The 17,120-nt window shown below is 56.4% G+C and carries 14 protein-coding genes, 2 tRNA genes, 1 rRNA gene and 1 riboswitch; of the genes, 14 read left to right on the forward strand and 3 right to left on the reverse strand.

The window, feature by feature from the left end; translation table 11 throughout:
* Window positions 1–60: 60 nt before the first annotated feature.
* The gene (locus DHN10_RS04380; protein WP_108814042.1) at window positions 61–1,314 is read right to left on the reverse strand and encodes a DNA polymerase IV; all 1,254 of its coding nucleotides are present in this window, start codon (window positions 1,312–1,314) and stop codon (window positions 61–63) included.
* A gap of 117 nt (window positions 1,315–1,431) precedes the next feature.
* On the opposite strand from DHN10_RS04380, the gene DHN10_RS04385 reads away from it, so the two are divergent.
* The 4 genes from DHN10_RS04385 to DHN10_RS04400 all read left to right on the forward strand — a co-directional run bounded on the left by DHN10_RS04385 (window position 1,432) and on the right by DHN10_RS04400 (window position 4,605).
* Window positions 1,432–1,863: an NUDIX hydrolase gene (locus DHN10_RS04385; protein ID WP_108814043.1), complete on the forward strand. Its 432-nt coding sequence runs from the start codon at window positions 1,432–1,434 to the stop codon at window positions 1,861–1,863.
* Between the two features lie 95 nt (window positions 1,864–1,958).
* A riboswitch (glycine riboswitch) is annotated at window positions 1,959–2,046 on the forward strand.
* A gap of 109 nt (window positions 2,047–2,155) precedes the next feature.
* Complete coding sequence (locus DHN10_RS04390) at window positions 2,156–3,376, forward strand: D-amino acid dehydrogenase (RefSeq protein WP_108814044.1); 1,221 nt, start codon at window positions 2,156–2,158, stop codon at window positions 3,374–3,376.
* A 63-nt stretch (window positions 3,377–3,439) separates the two neighbouring features.
* Window positions 3,440–4,333 (forward strand): SPFH domain-containing protein, encoded by an 894-nt coding sequence (locus DHN10_RS04395; protein ID WP_108814045.1) that lies wholly within the window; start codon window positions 3,440–3,442, stop codon window positions 4,331–4,333.
* On the forward strand, window positions 4,333–4,605 hold the full coding sequence (locus DHN10_RS04400; protein WP_108814046.1) for an NfeD family protein: 273 nt from the start codon (window positions 4,333–4,335) through the stop codon (window positions 4,603–4,605). The genes DHN10_RS04395 and DHN10_RS04400 overlap by 1 nt, the downstream gene beginning before the upstream one ends.
* A 37-nt stretch (window positions 4,606–4,642) precedes the next feature.
* Here the strand turns inward: DHN10_RS04400 and pyrF are convergent, their stop codons facing one another.
* Complete coding sequence (gene pyrF / locus DHN10_RS04405) at window positions 4,643–5,359, reverse strand: orotidine-5'-phosphate decarboxylase (protein ID WP_108814047.1); 717 nt, start codon at window positions 5,357–5,359, stop codon at window positions 4,643–4,645.
* A gap of 75 nt (window positions 5,360–5,434) precedes the next feature.
* Between pyrF and DHN10_RS04410 the strand changes: the two genes are divergently transcribed.
* The 4 genes from DHN10_RS04410 to DHN10_RS04430 all read left to right on the forward strand — a co-directional run bounded on the left by DHN10_RS04410 (window position 5,435) and on the right by DHN10_RS04430 (window position 10,965).
* Window positions 5,435–5,887: a HEAT repeat domain-containing protein gene (locus tag DHN10_RS04410; RefSeq protein ID WP_108814048.1), complete on the forward strand. Its 453-nt coding sequence runs from the start codon at window positions 5,435–5,437 to the stop codon at window positions 5,885–5,887.
* A 298-nt stretch (window positions 5,888–6,185) separates the two neighbouring features.
* Window positions 6,186–8,801 (forward strand): ATP-dependent chaperone ClpB, encoded by a 2,616-nt coding sequence (gene clpB / locus DHN10_RS04420; protein WP_108814050.1) that lies wholly within the window; start codon window positions 6,186–6,188, stop codon window positions 8,799–8,801.
* Window positions 8,802–8,929: 128 nt separating this feature from the next.
* On the forward strand, window positions 8,930–10,546 hold the full coding sequence (locus DHN10_RS04425) for a glutamate synthase-related protein (RefSeq protein ID WP_108814504.1): 1,617 nt from the start codon (window positions 8,930–8,932) through the stop codon (window positions 10,544–10,546).
* A gap of 92 nt (window positions 10,547–10,638) precedes the next feature.
* Window positions 10,639–10,965 (forward strand): DUF2834 domain-containing protein, encoded by a 327-nt coding sequence (locus DHN10_RS04430; protein ID WP_108814051.1) that lies wholly within the window; start codon window positions 10,639–10,641, stop codon window positions 10,963–10,965.
* Between the two features lie 67 nt (window positions 10,966–11,032).
* Here DHN10_RS04430 and DHN10_RS04435 read toward each other — a convergent pair whose 3' ends face one another.
* Window positions 11,033–11,509 carry a fasciclin domain-containing protein gene (locus tag DHN10_RS04435; protein WP_108814052.1) on the reverse strand — a complete coding sequence of 159 codons (477 nt, stop codon included), beginning with the start codon at window positions 11,507–11,509 and terminating at the stop codon, window positions 11,033–11,035.
* A gap of 281 nt (window positions 11,510–11,790) precedes the next feature.
* Between DHN10_RS04435 and msrP the strand changes: the two genes are divergently transcribed.
* The 6 genes from msrP (at window position 11,791) to DHN10_RS04465 (ending at window position 16,988) form a co-directional block, all read left to right on the forward strand.
* The gene (gene msrP, locus DHN10_RS04440) at window positions 11,791–12,687 is read left to right on the forward strand and encodes a protein-methionine-sulfoxide reductase catalytic subunit MsrP (RefSeq protein ID WP_108814053.1); all 897 of its coding nucleotides are present in this window, start codon (window positions 11,791–11,793) and stop codon (window positions 12,685–12,687) included.
* A gap of 1 nt (window position 12,688) precedes the next feature.
* Complete coding sequence (gene msrQ, locus DHN10_RS04445; RefSeq protein ID WP_108814054.1) at window positions 12,689–13,303, forward strand: protein-methionine-sulfoxide reductase heme-binding subunit MsrQ; 615 nt, start codon at window positions 12,689–12,691, stop codon at window positions 13,301–13,303.
* A 36-nt stretch (window positions 13,304–13,339) separates the two neighbouring features.
* The gene (locus DHN10_RS04450) at window positions 13,340–14,476 is read left to right on the forward strand and encodes an MFS transporter (RefSeq protein ID WP_108814055.1); all 1,137 of its coding nucleotides are present in this window, start codon (window positions 13,340–13,342) and stop codon (window positions 14,474–14,476) included.
* A gap of 720 nt (window positions 14,477–15,196) precedes the next feature.
* Window positions 15,197–16,660, forward strand: a 16S ribosomal RNA gene (locus tag DHN10_RS04455).
* A gap of 172 nt (window positions 16,661–16,832) precedes the next feature.
* Window positions 16,833–16,908: transfer RNA gene (locus tag DHN10_RS04460), tRNA-Ala, on the forward strand.
* Window positions 16,909–16,911: 3 nt separating this feature from the next.
* Window positions 16,912–16,988, forward strand: a tRNA-Ile gene (locus DHN10_RS04465).
* The last annotated feature ends 132 nt before the right edge of the window (window positions 16,989–17,120 follow it).

Here is a 17,120-nt window from a genome sequence, read left to right on the forward strand (position 1 = left end):
GTGTGACCATGAATGAACCGTAAGGGCCGCATGTAAGGTGGGTCAAGACCCACCTTACCCTTATCGCAGGGCCCGCCCTTTGATGATTGCATCTTTGCCAAACTTCGCGCGGATCTTGTCGGCGGCCTGTTCAGCCTTGGCCCGCTTTTGTGCGCCTGGATCCAGCAGGTCACCCTCGCGGTCGGCGTTTGCGTCCGATGAGATGTCAGACAGGCCGACGCCCAAAAGTCGGAAAGGCCCGCGCCCACTGACCTGATCAAACAATCCGCGCGCTGTCCGATAAACTGTGTCAGCGATCTGGGTCGGGTGATGCAGGCTTTGCCGTTTTGAAATCAGTTTGAAGTCAGACGTCTTCAGTTTCAGCGTCACCACCCGCCCTGCTTTATCCTTGGCCTTAGCGCGCGCACTGACCTTTTCGGCCATGCGCCACAGGTGACCATCAAGGATGTCCACATCGCCGGTATCTTCGTTGAACGTCGTTTCGTTTGACAGGGTCTTCACCGGGTCATGCGGCGTAATACGGCGCCCGTCTTCGCCACGCGCCAGACTGTACAATCGCTCGCCCATACCGCCAAAACGGTCGTGCAGGTCGCGCCTGTCCCAACGCAGAAGGTCATCAAAGGTGCGAATGCCTGCACTATTAAGGCTGTTTTGTGCGGCTGGGCCTATCCCCCAGATTAACCGCACGGGTTTGGGGCGTAGGAAAGCGGTCGTTTCTCCCTTTCCGATGATAGAAAAGCCGCGTGGTTTGTCGAGATCCGAGGCGACTTTGGCGAGGAACTTGTTGTGCGACAGCCCGATAGAGCCAGTGAGCCCCAATTCATCCTTCATCCTTTTGATGAGCCGTGCCAGCATCACCGCAGGTGGAGCGTGGTGCAGACGTTCTGTTCCAGTGAGGTCCATGAACGCCTCGTCCAGTGACAGCGGTTCGACGATGGGTGTGAGCTCATCCATCATCGCGCGAATTGCTTTGGAGGCCTCCACATAGGCATCGAAATCTGGGCGCACAACAACGGCGTCCGGGCAAAGCTTGAGTGCTTTGAACATCGGCATTGCTGATTTCACACCCTTGATCCGCGCCACATAACATGCCGTGGACACTACACCGCGCCTACCGCCCCCGATAATCACGGGTTTATCCGCCAGATCTGGATTGTCGCGCTTGGCCACGGAGGCATAGAAAGCATCGCAATCCATATAGGCGATGCTAAGGTCAAAGAGTTCAGGATGCCGGGTTACGCGCGGGCTACGACATTTGGGACAGCGGGTTTCGCTGTCAAAGGTGGTGAGGCAATCGCGGCAGATGGCTGGCATGGCACTAAGATATGTGTCGCTGGCCGGGGGCACAACTGACAAGCGTCTGAGTGACGTAGCTGGGGCAGGATCATCTGGCGAGGTTTGCTTGGGCAAGATGATGAGGGGTTGTCAGGTATGGAAGGGCCGCATGATGGCGCAAAGGTCGCGTTGTTTTTGGGCGATCAAATGCTGAGTATTCTGCGCGATGATTTCGACCACATCCCCTATCCCAATTTATGGGACCTGCCCGGCGGCGCGCGTGACACCGGTGAAACTCCGTTTGAAACGGTGGCCCGCGAGGTCGAAGAGGAAATTGGGCTGATCCTGCCAGCGTCCGCCGTACATTGGCAAAGTGCGTTTCCTGCCAATTTTGCGCCGGGCAAGTGGGTGGCGTTCTTTGTGGCGCGATTGCCCACAGAGGCCGCGCAGGATGTCGTGTTTGGCGATGAAGGCCAGCGTTGGGCGCTTTTCGATCTGGATGCCTTTTTGGCTCTACCCAATCGTGTGCCGTCCTATGGGAAGCGTTTGCACGTTTGGCAAAGCGAAACAGGCGGGTTTGCGTTCTAAATCACTCGGATTTTGCGTGTTCTTACGTGACATACACATCCCCGAGAATTTAGTTGCTTTGTCTCGCAATCTGTCTATGAAGTTTCCAATAGGAAACACACCGACCGGGAGAGAACGGTCAGGTCCGTCGCCGAAGGAGCAACCGCCCCGGTCACTCTCAGGCAAAAGGACCGGTTGGGGTGCAACACGCCGAAGAGTGACCTTTGATGGTCCGCCGAAGGAGCAAGCCTGCTTAACCGGGCGAATCTCTCAGGTACAACAGACGGTGGGGGCATATGGTAGGAGACTTACCATGCCTACAATTGCTGTTCTTGGTGCCGGGATCACCGGTGTGACCACCGCTTATTCACTCTACGTTCGCGGCTTTGACGTGACGGTTTATGACCGGCAGCGTTATGCCGGAATGGAAACCAGTTTCGCCAACGGTGGCCAGTTGAGCGCGTCCAACGCTGAGGTGTGGAACCAATGGTCAACTGTCCTGAAGGGCATCAAGTGGATGTTCGAGGGCGAAGCGCCCTTGTTCGTGAACCCGCGTCCGGGCTGGCACAAGGTCAGTTGGATGACAGAGTTTCTGGCCAATATTCCCCGCTACAAGACCAACACCACCAAAACTGCCGCTATGGCCGTTGCCGCCCGTGCCGGTCTGGCCGAGATGGCGGAAAAGTCAGGCGTTGATTTTGATTTCAGCCCGGCCGGTATCCTGCATTTCTACAAGTCCGAGAAGGACCTCAAGCACGCGCGCATGGTTAACGGCTTACTTGCCGAAGGCGGGCTGGAGCGGCGCGAGCTGTCGGTTGAAGAAGTAATGGAGCGCGAACCAACGTTGCACGGCGATATCATTGGTGGCTTCTGGACTGAAAGTGACAGCACCGGCGACATTCACAAGTTTACCATCGGTTTGGCCGATTGGCTGAAGAAACAGGGTGTTGCGTTCAAACTGGGCGCCCCTGTCACCGATTTGCATGTGCGTGATGATGGTGTTCACGTCGAATGTGGTCAGGAAGAGCGCTATGACGGCATTGTGGTCTCTGCCGGTGTAGCCAGCCGCAAGTTTGCGCAGATGCTGGGCGACAGGGTGAATGTCTATCCTGTCAAAGGTTATTCTATCACTGTGAACCTTGATGATGAGGTCAGTCAGGCTGCTGCACCAACAACCTCATTGCTGGACGACAAGGCCAAGATCGTTTCGTCCCGTTTGGGCAAGAATCGGTTTCGGATTGCGGGCACGGCGGAATTCAACGGAGAAAACCGCGATATCCTTGAACGCCGAGTGCGTCCGCTGATCGGCTGGTGCGAAGAGCACTTCCCCGATGTCTCTACGGAAAACTGCGTGCCATGGGCCGGATTGCGCCCGATGATGCCGAATATGATGCCACGTGTGGGGCCGGGCAAAAATGATCGGGTCTTCTACAATACAGGCCACGGGCACCTTGGTTGGACGCTCAGCCCGGCTACGGCAGATACAATCGGCGCGGTTGTCACAGCACGCTACAAATCGAATGGTATACAGTAGCATACATTGAAATCGAACCGAATCGTGCCTATCTGTCCGTCATAACAAAAGAGGGATAGATATATGCCAATTGAAGAAATGTTTTCCGAATTCCTTGGCCAGAATGTGCTTTATCTGCTGCTGGCGGTGTTCATCGTCGTCTGTATTCTGGCCGGTGTTCGGATCGTGCCGCAGTCTGAAAAATTCGTCGTGGAACGCCTTGGGCGTTTGCGGTCGGTGCTTGGGCCGGGGATCAACTTTATCGTGCCATTTCTGGACCGTGTCCGGCACAAAGTTTCGATCCTTGAGCGTCAGTTGCCGTCGATGAATCAGGACGCGATTACATCGGACAACGTGCTGGTGCAAGTCGAAACATCCGTATTTTACCGGATTATCGAGCCTGAAAAGACCGTTTACCGTATCCGCGACGTCGACGGTGCGATCTCAACCACAGTTGCCGGTATTGTCCGTTCCGAAATTGGCCGGATGGAGCTGGATCAGGTGCAGGCGAACCGCTCGAACCTGATTGAGGCTGTGCGTACGCAAGTCGCCCAGCAAGTCGACGACTGGGGTATCGAAGTGACGCGCGCCGAGATTTTGGACGTGAACCTGGACCAAGCCACACGTGAGGCCATGCTACAGCAACTGAACGCGGAACGTGCGCGTCGTGCGCAAGTGACCGAGGCCGAAGGTCAAAAACGGGCCGTTGAGCTGCAATCAGATGCAGAGCTTTATGCCGCTGAGCAGGACGCCAAGGCCCGTCGTGTGCTGGCTGATGCTGAAGCCTACGCGACCCAGGTGGTTGCCGTGGCGATTGCCGAAAACGGCCTTGAGGCTGCGCAGTATCAGGTCGCGCTCAAGCAGGTTGAGGCGCTCAATAAGCTGGGCGAAGGTCAAGGCAGCCAGACGGTTGTGCTGCCCGCGAATGCGGTTGATGCCTTTGCCAATGCATTCACAATGCTGAAAGGACGTGGATAATGCCACTTTGGACCGAATGGTGGGTTTGGATGTCCGGGGCGCTGATCCTCGCAACGCTTGAGGTGTTGGTCCCCGGCTATATCTTCCTTGGCTTTGCCATTGGTGCTGCCATGGTTGGATTTCTGACCCTCTTTGGGATCTCGGCCAGTGGTCTGGCGCTGACCCTCGTGATCTTCGCGATCTTCTCGCTGATCTCATATCTGGTGATGCGAAAGGTCTTTGGCCTGCGCACTGGGCAGGTCAAGATTTGGGACACGGATGTAAACGACTAAGCGCCATCCCACCGGGAAAGTTAAAGAGCCCCCAGCCCTAGCGGTTGGGGGTTTTTGCTTGTGGAGAGGCCAGTTCAGCCTGAATTTCCAAAGCCGCCTTACGCGGGTCGGGGGACTTCCAAATCGGGCGGCCCACGACCACATGATCGGCCCCGTTTGCGATGGCCTGTGCCGGTGTCATCACCCGTTTCTGATCACCCAAATCGGCCCCTGCCGGGCGCACACCGGGTGTAACAATCAGCTTGCCGTCAGCTTCGGGCAATGCGCGGATCAAGGCGGCCTCTTGCGGTGAGGCGATCACCCCGTCAGCCCCATTGGACAAGGCGATGCCTGCGCGTTCCTGCACAAGGTTGGCCACGTCACCTGCTTTGATACACGACGCATCCAGATCATCCCGATCCAGCGATGTCAGGATCGTCACAGCAAGGATTTTCATGTCGGACCCGCCAGCCCCTTCACGGGCGGCGCGCACCACATGCGGGTCGCCATGGACTGTCAGAAAATCCAGATCAAACTGCGCCACACCGCGCACGGCTGCCTCGACCGTTGCACCGATATCAAAGAACTTCATATCAAGGAAAATGCGTTTGCCGTGTTCCTGCTTCAGCTCATTGGCCAGCGCCAGACCACCCCCTGTCAGCATGCCCAGACCGATCTTGTAGAAACTGACCGTTTCGCCAAGCGTCTTTGCCAATTCCAGCCCGTCAAGGACATTGGGCACATCCATGGCCACGATCAAACGGTCATCAGACATGGGGAAGCTCCTTATTGTGATTGGACGCGGTCTAGCGACTGGCCGGGTGTTGTGCAATCACGCTATGCTGAAGCGATGGATATGATGGCCGTGTTTCAGAACTGGGATGGGAAAACCGTGGCCGACCTGCGCGGCATTGCGGATCAGCTTGCCCCAAACGATTATCCCGCGTTGCTCTGTGCTTGTCGAAGCGCTGATCCGGTCATTGCCCGTGCTGCAAGCTGGGTGCTGAAAGCAGCCTATGAGGATGGGGCCGAAGTCGCCTTTCCCGCCGATGTGCTGGCTGGAAAGCCCCATTGGGAAATTGCACTACATCTACTGCAATCCATTCAGCACTGCGCGGTTGATATGCCACCCGAGATTGTTCGGCCCTATCTGACGCATCAAAAGCCAATGATCCGCGCTTGGGCGTTAGATGCTGCTGTGCGACTTGGCGCACCTGATGCGCTGGTGCTCTTGCGGGTCGCTGCTGATGATCCGGCAGCGTCGGTCCGTGCCCGCGCGCGCAACCTGCTCAAAAAGCAATGACGCACCTCTCCCGGGGATGCGCCATTGCGCCGACGATCATTGTAACCAAAGATGACCATCGGGTCTCGTGAGCGGAGGTAAGGCCCCGCTGGAGGAAGGGCCACTCTCCGCCATAAACTTGGCAGAGCCAGCGTTTTGATGCGCGGGGAAAGAACACACCGCTCTCCCCCCAAAGTAAAAGTCGCAAACCAAGACTTGCGAGACCTGCCTCGCGTTCCCATCTATATGCCAAGGCCCAAACAGGGTGTGCTGCATAGCGGGCACCACAAAATCCGGGCGCTTAACAAAGGAGAGACCCATGAACTTAGACAAGTTCACAGAGCGGTCGCGCGGTTTCGTACAAGCCGCCCAAACGATCGCCATGCGCGAAAGCCACCAGCGGCTCGCGCCCGAACACCTGCTCAAAGCACTGTTGGATGATGACGAGGGGTTGGCCTCCAACCTGATCACCCGTGCGGGCGGGAACGCAGGGGCTGTGTTGGCCGCTGTTGATGCAAGCCTTGCCAAGATACCGCAGGTGTCGGGCGAGGGCGCTCAGGTATACCTTGATAACGTCACGGCCAAAGTTGTGGACGAGGCTGAAAAGATTGCCAAGAAAGCAGGCGACAGTTTTGTGCCGGTCGAGCGTTTGCTAACAGCGCTGGCATTGGTGAAATCCAAGGCAAAGGACGCCTTGGATGCAGGGGGCGTCAAGCCGCAGGCTTTGAATGCCGCGATCAATGACATCCGCAAAGGCCGTACTGCTGATAGTGCATCCGCCGAGGATAGTTTCGAGGCGCTGGCCAAATACGCCCGCGACCTGACCGAAGCTGCCGAGCAAGGCAAGATCGACCCGATCATCGGCCGCGACGAAGAGATTCGTCGCGCAATGCAGGTGTTGTCGCGTCGGACCAAGAACAACCCCGTTCTGATCGGTGAACCGGGCGTGGGTAAGACAGCGATAGCGGAGGGTTTGGCCCTGCGCATCATAGACGGCGATGTGCCTGAGAGTTTGCGCAACAAGAAGTTGATGGCGCTCGATATGGGTGCACTGATCGCTGGCGCAAAGTATCGCGGTGAGTTTGAGGAACGCCTGAAAGCGGTCCTGAAAGAGATAGAGGCCGCTGCTGGCGAAATAATCTTGTTCATTGATGAAATGCATACCCTTGTGGGTGCCGGTAAGGCCGATGGTGCGATGGATGCGGCCAACTTGATTAAACCAGCACTTGCACGGGGCGAGTTGCACTGTGTGGGTGCCACGACGCTTGATGAATACCGCAAGTATGTTGAAAAAGATGCGGCTTTGGCCCGCCGCTTCCAGCCATTGATGGTTGAGGAACCAACAGTCACCGATACGGTCAGCATCTTGCGCGGCATCAAAGAGAAGTACGAGCTTCACCACGGTGTGCGTATTTCCGACAACGCGCTGGTCTCTGCAGCGACACTTTCGCACCGCTACATCACAGACCGTTTTCTGCCTGACAAAGCCATCGACCTGATGGACGAGGCGGCGAGTCGCCTGCGCATGGAAGTGGACAGCAAGCCGGAAGAGCTCGATGCGTTGGATCGTCAAATCCTGCAACTGCAGATCGAATCCGAGGCGTTGAAGAAAGAAGACGACAAGGCCTCCAAGGATCGTTTGGAGAAGTTGGAGAAAGAGCTCGCCGACCTGCAAGATCGCGCGTCCGAGATGACCGCGAAATGGCAGGCCGAACGGGACAAGCTGGAATGCACGCGCGACGTGAAGGAACGGCTGGACCGTGCTCGGGCCGAATTGGACATCGCCAAGCGTGAAGGCAATCTCGCGAAAGCGGGAGAACTATCTTACGGTGTGATCCCGGAGTTGGAGCGTCTGGTTGCGCAAGTCGAAGAAGGCGACGGCGACCTGATGGTCGAAGAGGCCGTGCGGCCAGAGCAGATCGCCGAAGTCGTCGAGCGGTGGACGGGTATCCCGACCTCCAAAATGCTCGAAGGCGAACGCGACAAGCTGCTGCGTATGGAAGAAGAACTGGGCAAGCGTGTTATAGGTCAAAAGCCCGCTGTGCGGTCTGTCGCCAACGCCGTACGCCGTGCGCGCGCTGGGCTGAATGATGAGAACCGGCCTTTGGGCTCGTTCCTGTTCCTCGGCCCAACCGGCGTGGGTAAGACCGAGCTGACGAAAGCGGTCGCCGACTATCTCTTTGACGACGACGCAGCAATGGTCCGCATCGACATGTCCGAGTTCATGGAGAAACACGCCGTTGCCCGGCTGATCGGCGCACCTCCGGGTTATGTTGGTTATGATGAGGGCGGTGTGTTGACCGAAGCGGTGCGCCGTCGTCCTTATCAGGTGGTGCTTTTCGACGAAGTTGAAAAGGCGCATCCGGATGTGTTCAACGTTTTGCTGCAGGTACTTGATGATGGTGTGCTGACCGATGGTCAGGGCCGCACAGTGGACTTCAAGCAAACGCTGATCATCCTGACGTCAAACCTTGGCGCGCAGGCGCTGAGCCAACTGCCTGATGGTGCCGATGCGAACGAGGCCAAGCGCGATGTGATGGACGCTGTCCGTGCGCACTTCCGGCCAGAGTTCCTGAACCGTCTGGATGAAACTGTCATCTTCGACCGTCTGGCACGCGAAGACATGGCCGGGATCGTGACGATCCAGCTGGGGCTGCTTGCAAAACGGCTGGCAGGCCGGAACATCCAGCTTGATCTGGATGATGCTGCGCTCAAATGGTTGGCCGATGAAGGCTATGATCCGGTGTTTGGTGCAAGGCCGCTCAAGCGGGTGATCCAACGCGCGCTGCAAGATCAGCTCGCCGAGATGATCCTCGCTGGTGACGTCATGGACGGCGACACGATTAACGTGAGTGCCGGCGTTGATGGGCTGTTGGTGGGTGACAGGGTGTCGTCCAGCAATAGACAACCGCCAGAGGACGCGGTGGTTCATTAGAATGGAATGGGGCGCTTTTGGGCGCCCCTTTTCTTATCACCTTCCAGTTTCTCATGTGCGAAACTGCGGACTATGCCTGTGTGGCGCCTTTGTGCTTTGATCTGATCAAAGCAGTGAAAGGAAGCCATATGACACCGTCCAAAGTCGCCAGCCTCAGCCAACTTCCTGATCGCAATCCACAATACGCGTTGGTTGGCGAGGTCGATCTGGTTGTCGTGCGTTTCGATGATGAGATTTCTGTCTTCTATGGGCGATGCCTGCACCGGGGCGCGCTGATGTCGGACGGGTTTGTGCGAGGCAAGGATCTGATTTGCGGGGTGCATAACTGGGACTACCGGCTTGATACCGGGGTGTCGGCCTATAACAATGAAGAGGTCTTGCCCAAGTTCAAGTCATGGGTCGAGGGCGACGATATTCTTGTCGACGCCAAAGAAGTTGCCGCCTGGGCAGAAGACAATCCACAGCCTTACAATCGCGATGCTTACATGGGCCTTTACGCCGACCATTCCGGCGGGGCGGCCGAGGAACCTTATACCAAGCTGATCCAGCAATACGCCCGTGATGGTCTGTCCAAAACCGGACATCACGGCAAGGTGGATGCAATGGGTGTACCGCGTGATGAGTTGCCGGATTGGGATGATATTCAGCTGCTGACGGCGCAACTGCACAAAGCACCGTTACTGGATGGCGATCCAGTGGGAACGGATGTTGTGATCGGGCCGAATGCGCAGAAACCGCTGCGCCTCGAAATCCCGCTTTTTGTGTCGGACATGTCGTTTGGTGCACTATCAGAACCGGCTAAAGTTGCCCTCGCCATGGGGGCCGAGATGGCGGGCACAGGCATTTGTTCCGGCGAAGGCGGGATGCTGCCAGAAGAGCAGGCGGCCAACAGTCGCTATTTCTATGAGCTGGCGTCAGGCCGATTTGGGTTCGATTGGGAAAAGCTGGATAAGGTTCAAGCGTTCCATTTCAAAGGTGGGCAAGGCGCCAAGACCGGCACTGGCGGGCATTTGCCGGGGCATAAGGTGAAAGGCAAGATTGCCGAAGTGCGTGGCCTTGATGAAGGGCAGGACGCGATCTCGCCCCCACGTTTCCCAGAGTGGACCAAACCCGATCAGATCAAAGCATTTGCTGATGAGGTGCGCAACCGGACCGGCGGCATTCCCATCGGTTACAAACTCTCAGCCCAGCATATCGAAAAGGACATTGATGCTGCCCTCGCTGTCGGCGTCGATTATGTGATCCTTGATGGGCGCGGTGGCGGCACCGGTGCTGCGCCGATCATCTTCCGCGACAATATCTCGGTCCCCACGATCCCAGCGCTGGCACGGGCGCGGCGGCATCTCGATACATTGGGGCGGCAGGACGTGTCACTGGTGATCACGGGCGGGCTGCGCAAGCCGGCTGACTTTATCAAGGCGCTGGCGATGGGGGCGGATGCGATTGCGGTGTCGAATGCCGCGATGCAGGCGATTGGTTGTATCGCGATGCGGGCCTGCCATACAAACAACTGCCCTGTCGGGATTGCCTCGCAACGGCCGGAACTGGCGAGCCGGGTCATTGTTGAAAACTCAGCCAAGCAACTCGCAAATTTCTTTGAGGCGAGCGTAGAGTTGATGCAGGTGATGGCGCGCGCTTGTGGACACGATCATCTGTCCCAATTCAATGCCGCAGACCTGACCACATGGAAACGCGACATGGCGGACCTGTCTGGGGTGCAGTTCGGCGGGCTTGCCCCCGTTTAGGGTTCGTCTTGCGCCGGGCAGTTGCCGTTTGACTTGGCACCGGGCGCCCCCGAAACTTGCCAGACATAACCGCAAGGCAAAGAGGTTCACCGATGTCAGACACCGTTTTCAAAATCCTCGTCGGTACCTTGGGGGCTGTCTTCGCTTTGGTCTTCTGCATTGTTGTGGTGCCTGCGCTGTTGCAGAGCAGGGATATCGTCGGTGCCATTGCAGCGGGTTTCGTCAATCCGTTCTCAACCGGGTATTCGCTTGATGCCATCATATGTGCGGCCATTCTGATCGTCTGGATCATTTACGAAAAGAGTGCGCTGAACATCCGTCATGGGTGGATCGCGATCACGCTCTGCGCGGTTCCCGGTGTAGCAACCGCATTTGCGGTCTATCTTCTGATACGGTTCAAGCAGGTTGCATCCAGGTAGCGGCCAGGCCATGCAAGAAAACCCCGGCGCTGGGCCGGGGCTTTCGGATCAAACCTGATGCAAAGGTTTAGCTAGACGGCAGGATCACAGCGTCGATGACGTGGATCACGCCGTTGGATGCTTCGATGTCGGCAGCCACGACGTTTGCACCATCAACCATCACACCACCTTCGGTCATGATTGTGACGTCAGCACCGTTCACGGTTGTAGCCATCATTTCATTGCTCAGATCCGTGGACATCACTTTGCCCGGCACGACATGGTAAGTCAGAATCGCAGCTAGCGCTTCTGGATCGGCCAAAAGCCCCTCAACAGTGCCCGCGGGCAGTGCGGCAAAGGCGTCATCTGTTGGGGCGAACACTGTGAAAGGACCGTCGCCTTTCAGCGTGTCAACAAGACCGGCGGCTTCAACAGCGGCCACCAGCGTTGTGAATGTGCCTGCTTCAACGGCTGTATCCACGATATCTTTGGAGTGGCCACCCGCAAATGTGGATGTTGTAAGTGCGGCGGTTGTTGCGAGTGCGACAAAAGTTCTGCGTAGCATTGGTAGTCTCCCAGATTTTGAATGTGCCATCATGTTTGGCAATGTGATTTCTACGAAGGGGCTGGCGTGTGGATCACCGGGAGAATCCGCCGACGCAACTTGACGGTCTTGCAATCACGCCTAAGCCACGAGGATTTCGCGTTTCCAGTCACAGCTGCGTGAGTCTTCGTGATTGATCCGCCCTATTTTTGGAACATTTCAATGTTCTGGCGGCATCGTGAGACATCTTTCAGGCGTTCTCACCTATATGATTTTCAGAATCGAAAAGAACGGAGACCCAAATGGCATATCGCTGGACCAACGACCTGACACAGGCCGACATCACGCCCAAGGCGGCCTACCTGAACCGCCGCCAGATATTGGCAGGCACTATTGGTCTTGGCGCCATTGGTCTGGCAGGGCGTGCGAATGCGCAGGAGCTTGAAGCGAACACGCTGGAAGAGATCACCAGCTATAACAACTTCTACGAGTTCGGCACCGGCAAGAGTGATCCCGCACAAAACGCGCATCAACTGGTGACATCGCCGTGGTCCATCAAAGTGGACGGTATGGTGGATAACCCCGGTGATTATGCCTTGGACGATCTCTTGGCGGGATTGTCCGTCGAAGATCGCCTTTATCGTTTCCGTTGTGTCGAAGCCTGGTCGATGGTCATTCCGTGGAACGGGATTGAGCTAGCCGATATCCTCAACAAGGTTGGCGTGCAGTCGGGTGCTAAATATGTAGCCTTCGAAACTGTTGTGCAGCCAGAGAACATGATCGGCGTGCAGCGCCGCGTGCTGGACTTCCCTTATGTCGAAGGTCTGCGTCTGGACGAGGCGATGCATCCGCTGACCATCATGGCGACTGGCCTCTATGATGAACCGCTGGCCAATCAGAACGGCGCACCCATCCGTTTGGTGGTGCCGTGGAAGTATGGCTTTAAATCGATCAAATCGATTGTCCGTATCACCCTGACCGACAAGGAGCCGCCGATCAGCTGGAACGTCGCCAATCCGCGCGAATATGGCTTCTATAGTAATGTGAACCCAGAAGTGGATCACCCACGTTGGAGCCAGGCATCCGAGCGTCGCATCGGTGGCGGCCTGTTTGCAGCACGCCAGGACACGCTGATGTTCAACGGCTACCCCGAAGTGGCCAGCCTATATGACGGCATGGATTTGTCGGTGGAGTTCTAAGATGGCCGTTTCCCAAACCATCAACCGTGCCCTGCGCACTCTCCCAGCGTGGACTATATATATAGTAGGGGCGCTTTATGCGGTTTGGCAGTTCTGGCTCGCCCTCAATCAGGTCGGTCCCTATCTGGTGGAACCGATCAATGTGCTAGAGCGTGCCTATGGTGAGGTCGGCCTAATCCTGATGGTCGTTGGCCTGATGGTCACGCCACTGCGGCAATGGGCGGGTGTGAACCTGATCAAGTTTCGCCGCGCTATTGGTGTCACGGCGTTCTTCTTTGTACTGGCCCACTTCCTTGTCTTCGCCATTCTTGATGTCCAAAGCCTTGAACGCGTCTGGACCGAGATCGTCAAACGGCCTTATGTCACCGTTGGTATGGCATCGTTCCTAATGCTGATCCCTTTAGCCGTCACTTCGAACAATCTGTCGGTCCGAAAGATGGGTGCTGCAAGTTGGCGTAAGATGCACAAGCTGACCTATCCGGCGGCTGTTTTGGGCGCGATCCATTATCTGTGGCTGGTCAAAGGCTTTCAGTTAGAGCCGATCATCTATCTGGTGGTCATTCTGGGCCTGCTTTCGCTGCGCATGAAATGGAACCGAGCCCGCGTCGCGGCCTGACCTTTCCATCTGACGCTATGCCGCTAAGGTCGCGGCATGACAGGCACAGGCAAGACCGTTCTGCTGACTATGGCAGTCTTCGCGCTGGAGCCGCTCCCGTTTGGGGCGTGGCTCGCGCTGATCCCATTTGTGAAAGAGCAGCTGGCCCTGAATAAGGCGCAGTTGGCGATTGCATTGCTGGGGATGCCCATTGGGGTCATCCCCAGTTTGCAGGTCGCAGGCTGGCTGATGACACGGGTGGGGCCACGCCGCGTTCTGGCGGTCGCCTTTCCGGTTCAAGTGCTGGTCCTGTGTTTGCCGCTGTTGGCAACCGGGTTGTTCAGCCTTTTTCTGGCGTTGATCTGCTTTGGCTGCGTTGTCGCGATGCTACAGGTCAGTCTGAACGTCTATGCTGGCCGACTGGAGAAACAGCGCAGTATTACCGTGATGAGCAGGTGTCACGGATTTTGGGCGCTGGGCGTTATGGTGGGTTCCTTGCTGATCTCGCTGATGCCGGGCGTCACACCTTTGCTTGCTGTGGCTTATATAAGTGTACCCTCTGCGATTATGGGCATCTGGGCGGCGCTGTCGCTGGAACGACTGGCAGGGCAAGAGGGCGGTCCGGCGCCACCGCGCCGCGCATTGCGCAGTCTGCCACCGCGCCTTGCCTTGATTGCGCTTTGCACCCTTGCGGTGTCGATGGCCGAAGGGGCGATGTCGGATTGGGCCGCTATCTATCTTGCCGAACGCCTGCCCGAAGGAGCGACGCACGCCGGGATCGCAGTTTCGATTTTTGCGGGCTGTCTGGCGGCGGGCCGGTTCCTTGGCGATTGGGGCAAGGTCCGGTTGGGAGTGGTCGTGCTGGCCAGGTCCGCTTTGGGCTTGGCCGTGGTCGGGTTGCTACTGCTGATCGTGCCACTGCCGCTTTGGACATCCTATCTAGGATTCTCTCTGGTCGGTTTGGGTGTGTCGGTTGGGTTCCCGCTGGGTGTCTCAGCCGCGGCGGGTCTTGATGATACCCATGAAGGACCGAACATTGCGATTGTTTCGACGGTCACAATGCTCGGGTTTCTGGTCGGTCCACCTCTGATCGGTACGCTGGCCGAAGCATTTACCCTCAGAACAGGGCTAGCTGCGCTTTTGCCGGGGCTTTTTGCGGGCATATTCCTCGCCGGCGGACTGAAACCGAGGTGAATCGGTCCGATTCACCGCCGCGAGTCGGTAGTGAATCGATTCAGAAAGGGTGAATCACCGCGATTCAGGGTGATTTGCGGCCTTGTGCCCCCCTGAGTCTCAGAGAGTCTTGTGGGAGTCCCTGTGGATAACCCAAAATCTGGTATGTCCCCCTCCCACTCTGCCTAAGAAAATTGCGATTTGACCTAGGGTCGGCGCAATGAAAATGCCGTAACCCCCTCAAAACATGCATAAAACAGGGGTTGTCATAAAAAATGCATCTTTACCGAAAAAAGGGGTTGCGGCCCCCACCCACTAACCTTAGAACCCCCCTTACCGGACGAGCTGAGACGCTCCAACGGGGCGCCAAACGGGCCACACGGAAGCGGAAACGCAGACAGACGGCAACGAGACGCGAGACTAAAAACAGAGATAATACAGGCGAGGCGCGCCACGAAGTTAGGGCGCATCTGGTTCCTTTTTGTCTCTACGCTGTTTGAAATTGATATATCTGAAGAGATATGTGGGCGGTTTGGTTCAGTTCGATGGATCAGACGTCTGTATATCAACGCTCTTAGAACTTCGGTTCGATCATAGAGTGTCAGCTTCACTGTTTGGACGGCTTCCAGTTATCTTTGATAACTGAAGCACGATAAACAGAGAAACGCCATTTGGTTTCAGTAAGGCCAAGTGGTGATGTGCAGAGGTTCGAACGTCAAGGACAGCATCGTAAGATGCTTTCAACTTGAGAGTTTGATCCTGGCTCAGAACGAACGCTGGCGGCAGGCCTAACACATGCAAGTCGAGCGCACTCTTCGGAGTGAGCGGCGGACGGGTTAGTAACGCGTGGGAACATACCCTTCTCTACGGAATAGCCTCGGGAAACTGAGAGTAATACCGTATACGCCCTTCGGGGGAAAGATTTATCGGAGATGGATTGGCCCGCGTTAGATTAGATAGTTGGTGGGGTAATGGCCTACCAAGTCTACGATCTATAGCTGGTTTGAGAGGATGATCAGCAACACTGGGACTGAGACACGGCCCAGACTCCTACGGGAGGCAGCAGTGGGGAATCTTAGACAATGGGCGAAAGCCTGATCTAGCCATGCCGCGTGAGTGACGAAGGCCTTAGGGTCGTAAAGCTCTTTCGCCAGAGATGATAATGACAGTATCTGGTAAAGAAACCCCGGCTAACTCCGTGCCAGCAGCCGCGGTAATACGGAGGGGGTTAGCGTTGTTCGGAATTACTGGGCGTAAAGCGTACGTAGGCGGATTGGAAAGTAGGGGGTGAAATCCCAGGGCTCAACCCTGGAACTGCCTCCTAAACTATCAGTCTAGAGTTCGAGAGAGGTGAGTGGAATTCCAAGTGTAGAGGTGAAATTCGTAGATATTTGGAGGAACACCAGTGGCGAAGGCGGCTCACTGGCTCGATACTGACGCTGAGGTACGAAAGTGTGGGGAGCAAACAGGATTAGATACCCTGGTAGTCCACACCGTAAACGATGAATGCCAGACGTCGGGGGGCTTGCCCTTCGGTGTCACACCTAACGGATTAAGCATTCCGCCTGGGGAGTACGGTCGCAAGATTAAAACTCAAAGGAATTGACGGGGGCCCGCACAAGCGGTGGAGCATGTGGTTTAATTCGAAGCAACGCGCAGAACCTTACCAACCCTTGACATCCTAGGACCGCCAGAGAGATCTGGTTTTCACTTCGGTGACCTAGTGACAGGTGCTGCATGGCTGTCGTCAGCTCGTGTCGTGAGATGTTCGGTTAAGTCCGGCAACGAGCGCAACCCACATCCTTAGTTGCCAGCAGTTCGGCTGGGCACTCTAGGGAAACTGCCCGTGATAAGCGGGAGGAAGGTGTGGATGACGTCAAGTCCTCATGGCCCTTACGGGTTGGGCTACACACGTGCTACAATGGCATCTACAGTGAGTTAATCTCCAAAAGATGTCTCAGTTCGGATTGGGGTCTGCAACTCGACCCCATGAAGTCGGAATCGCTAGTAATCGCGTAACAGCATGACGCGGTGAATACGTTCCCGGGCCTTGTACACACCGCCCGTCACACCATGGGAGTTGGTTCTACCCGACGACGCTGCGCTAACCCTTCGGGGAGGCAGGCGGCCACGGTAGGATCAGCGACTGGGGTGAAGTCGTAACAAGGTAGCCGTAGGGGAACCTGCGGCTGGATCACCTCCTTTCTAAGGATGTTTCTAGTCAAGATTGTTCGCAATCTTCGTGAAACACTTAGCAAGATCGGCATTCAAAGCCGGTCAATTCAGGCACGTTCTTGTATTCCTTGGACGTGACCTAGAGCCAAGCCGTCCTCATATCTCTTCAGTTCAGTTCCACCCAGAGTGGGACGCACCTAATGGGGCGTTAGCTCAGCTGGGAGAGCACCTGCTTTGCAAGCAGGGGGTCATCGGTTCGATCCCGATACGCTCCACCAGATGGGTCGGTAGCTCAGGTGGTTAGAGCGCACGCCTGATAAGCGTGAGGTCGGAGGTTCAAGTCCTCCTCGACCCACCATCAACATCAAACATACGATTTGACCGTTAAGCAGTTCGCTGCTTTGCCGTCCAATCGGACGACTTGATCTTCGGATCATTTGACATCGTTTAGAGAGATACAAAACATCAGAATAGATGGTAGTCCGCGTAA

This window comes from Loktanella sp. Alg231-35 (assembly GCF_900143545.1).
Lineage (GTDB): Bacteria > Pseudomonadota > Alphaproteobacteria > Rhodobacterales > Rhodobacteraceae > Yoonia.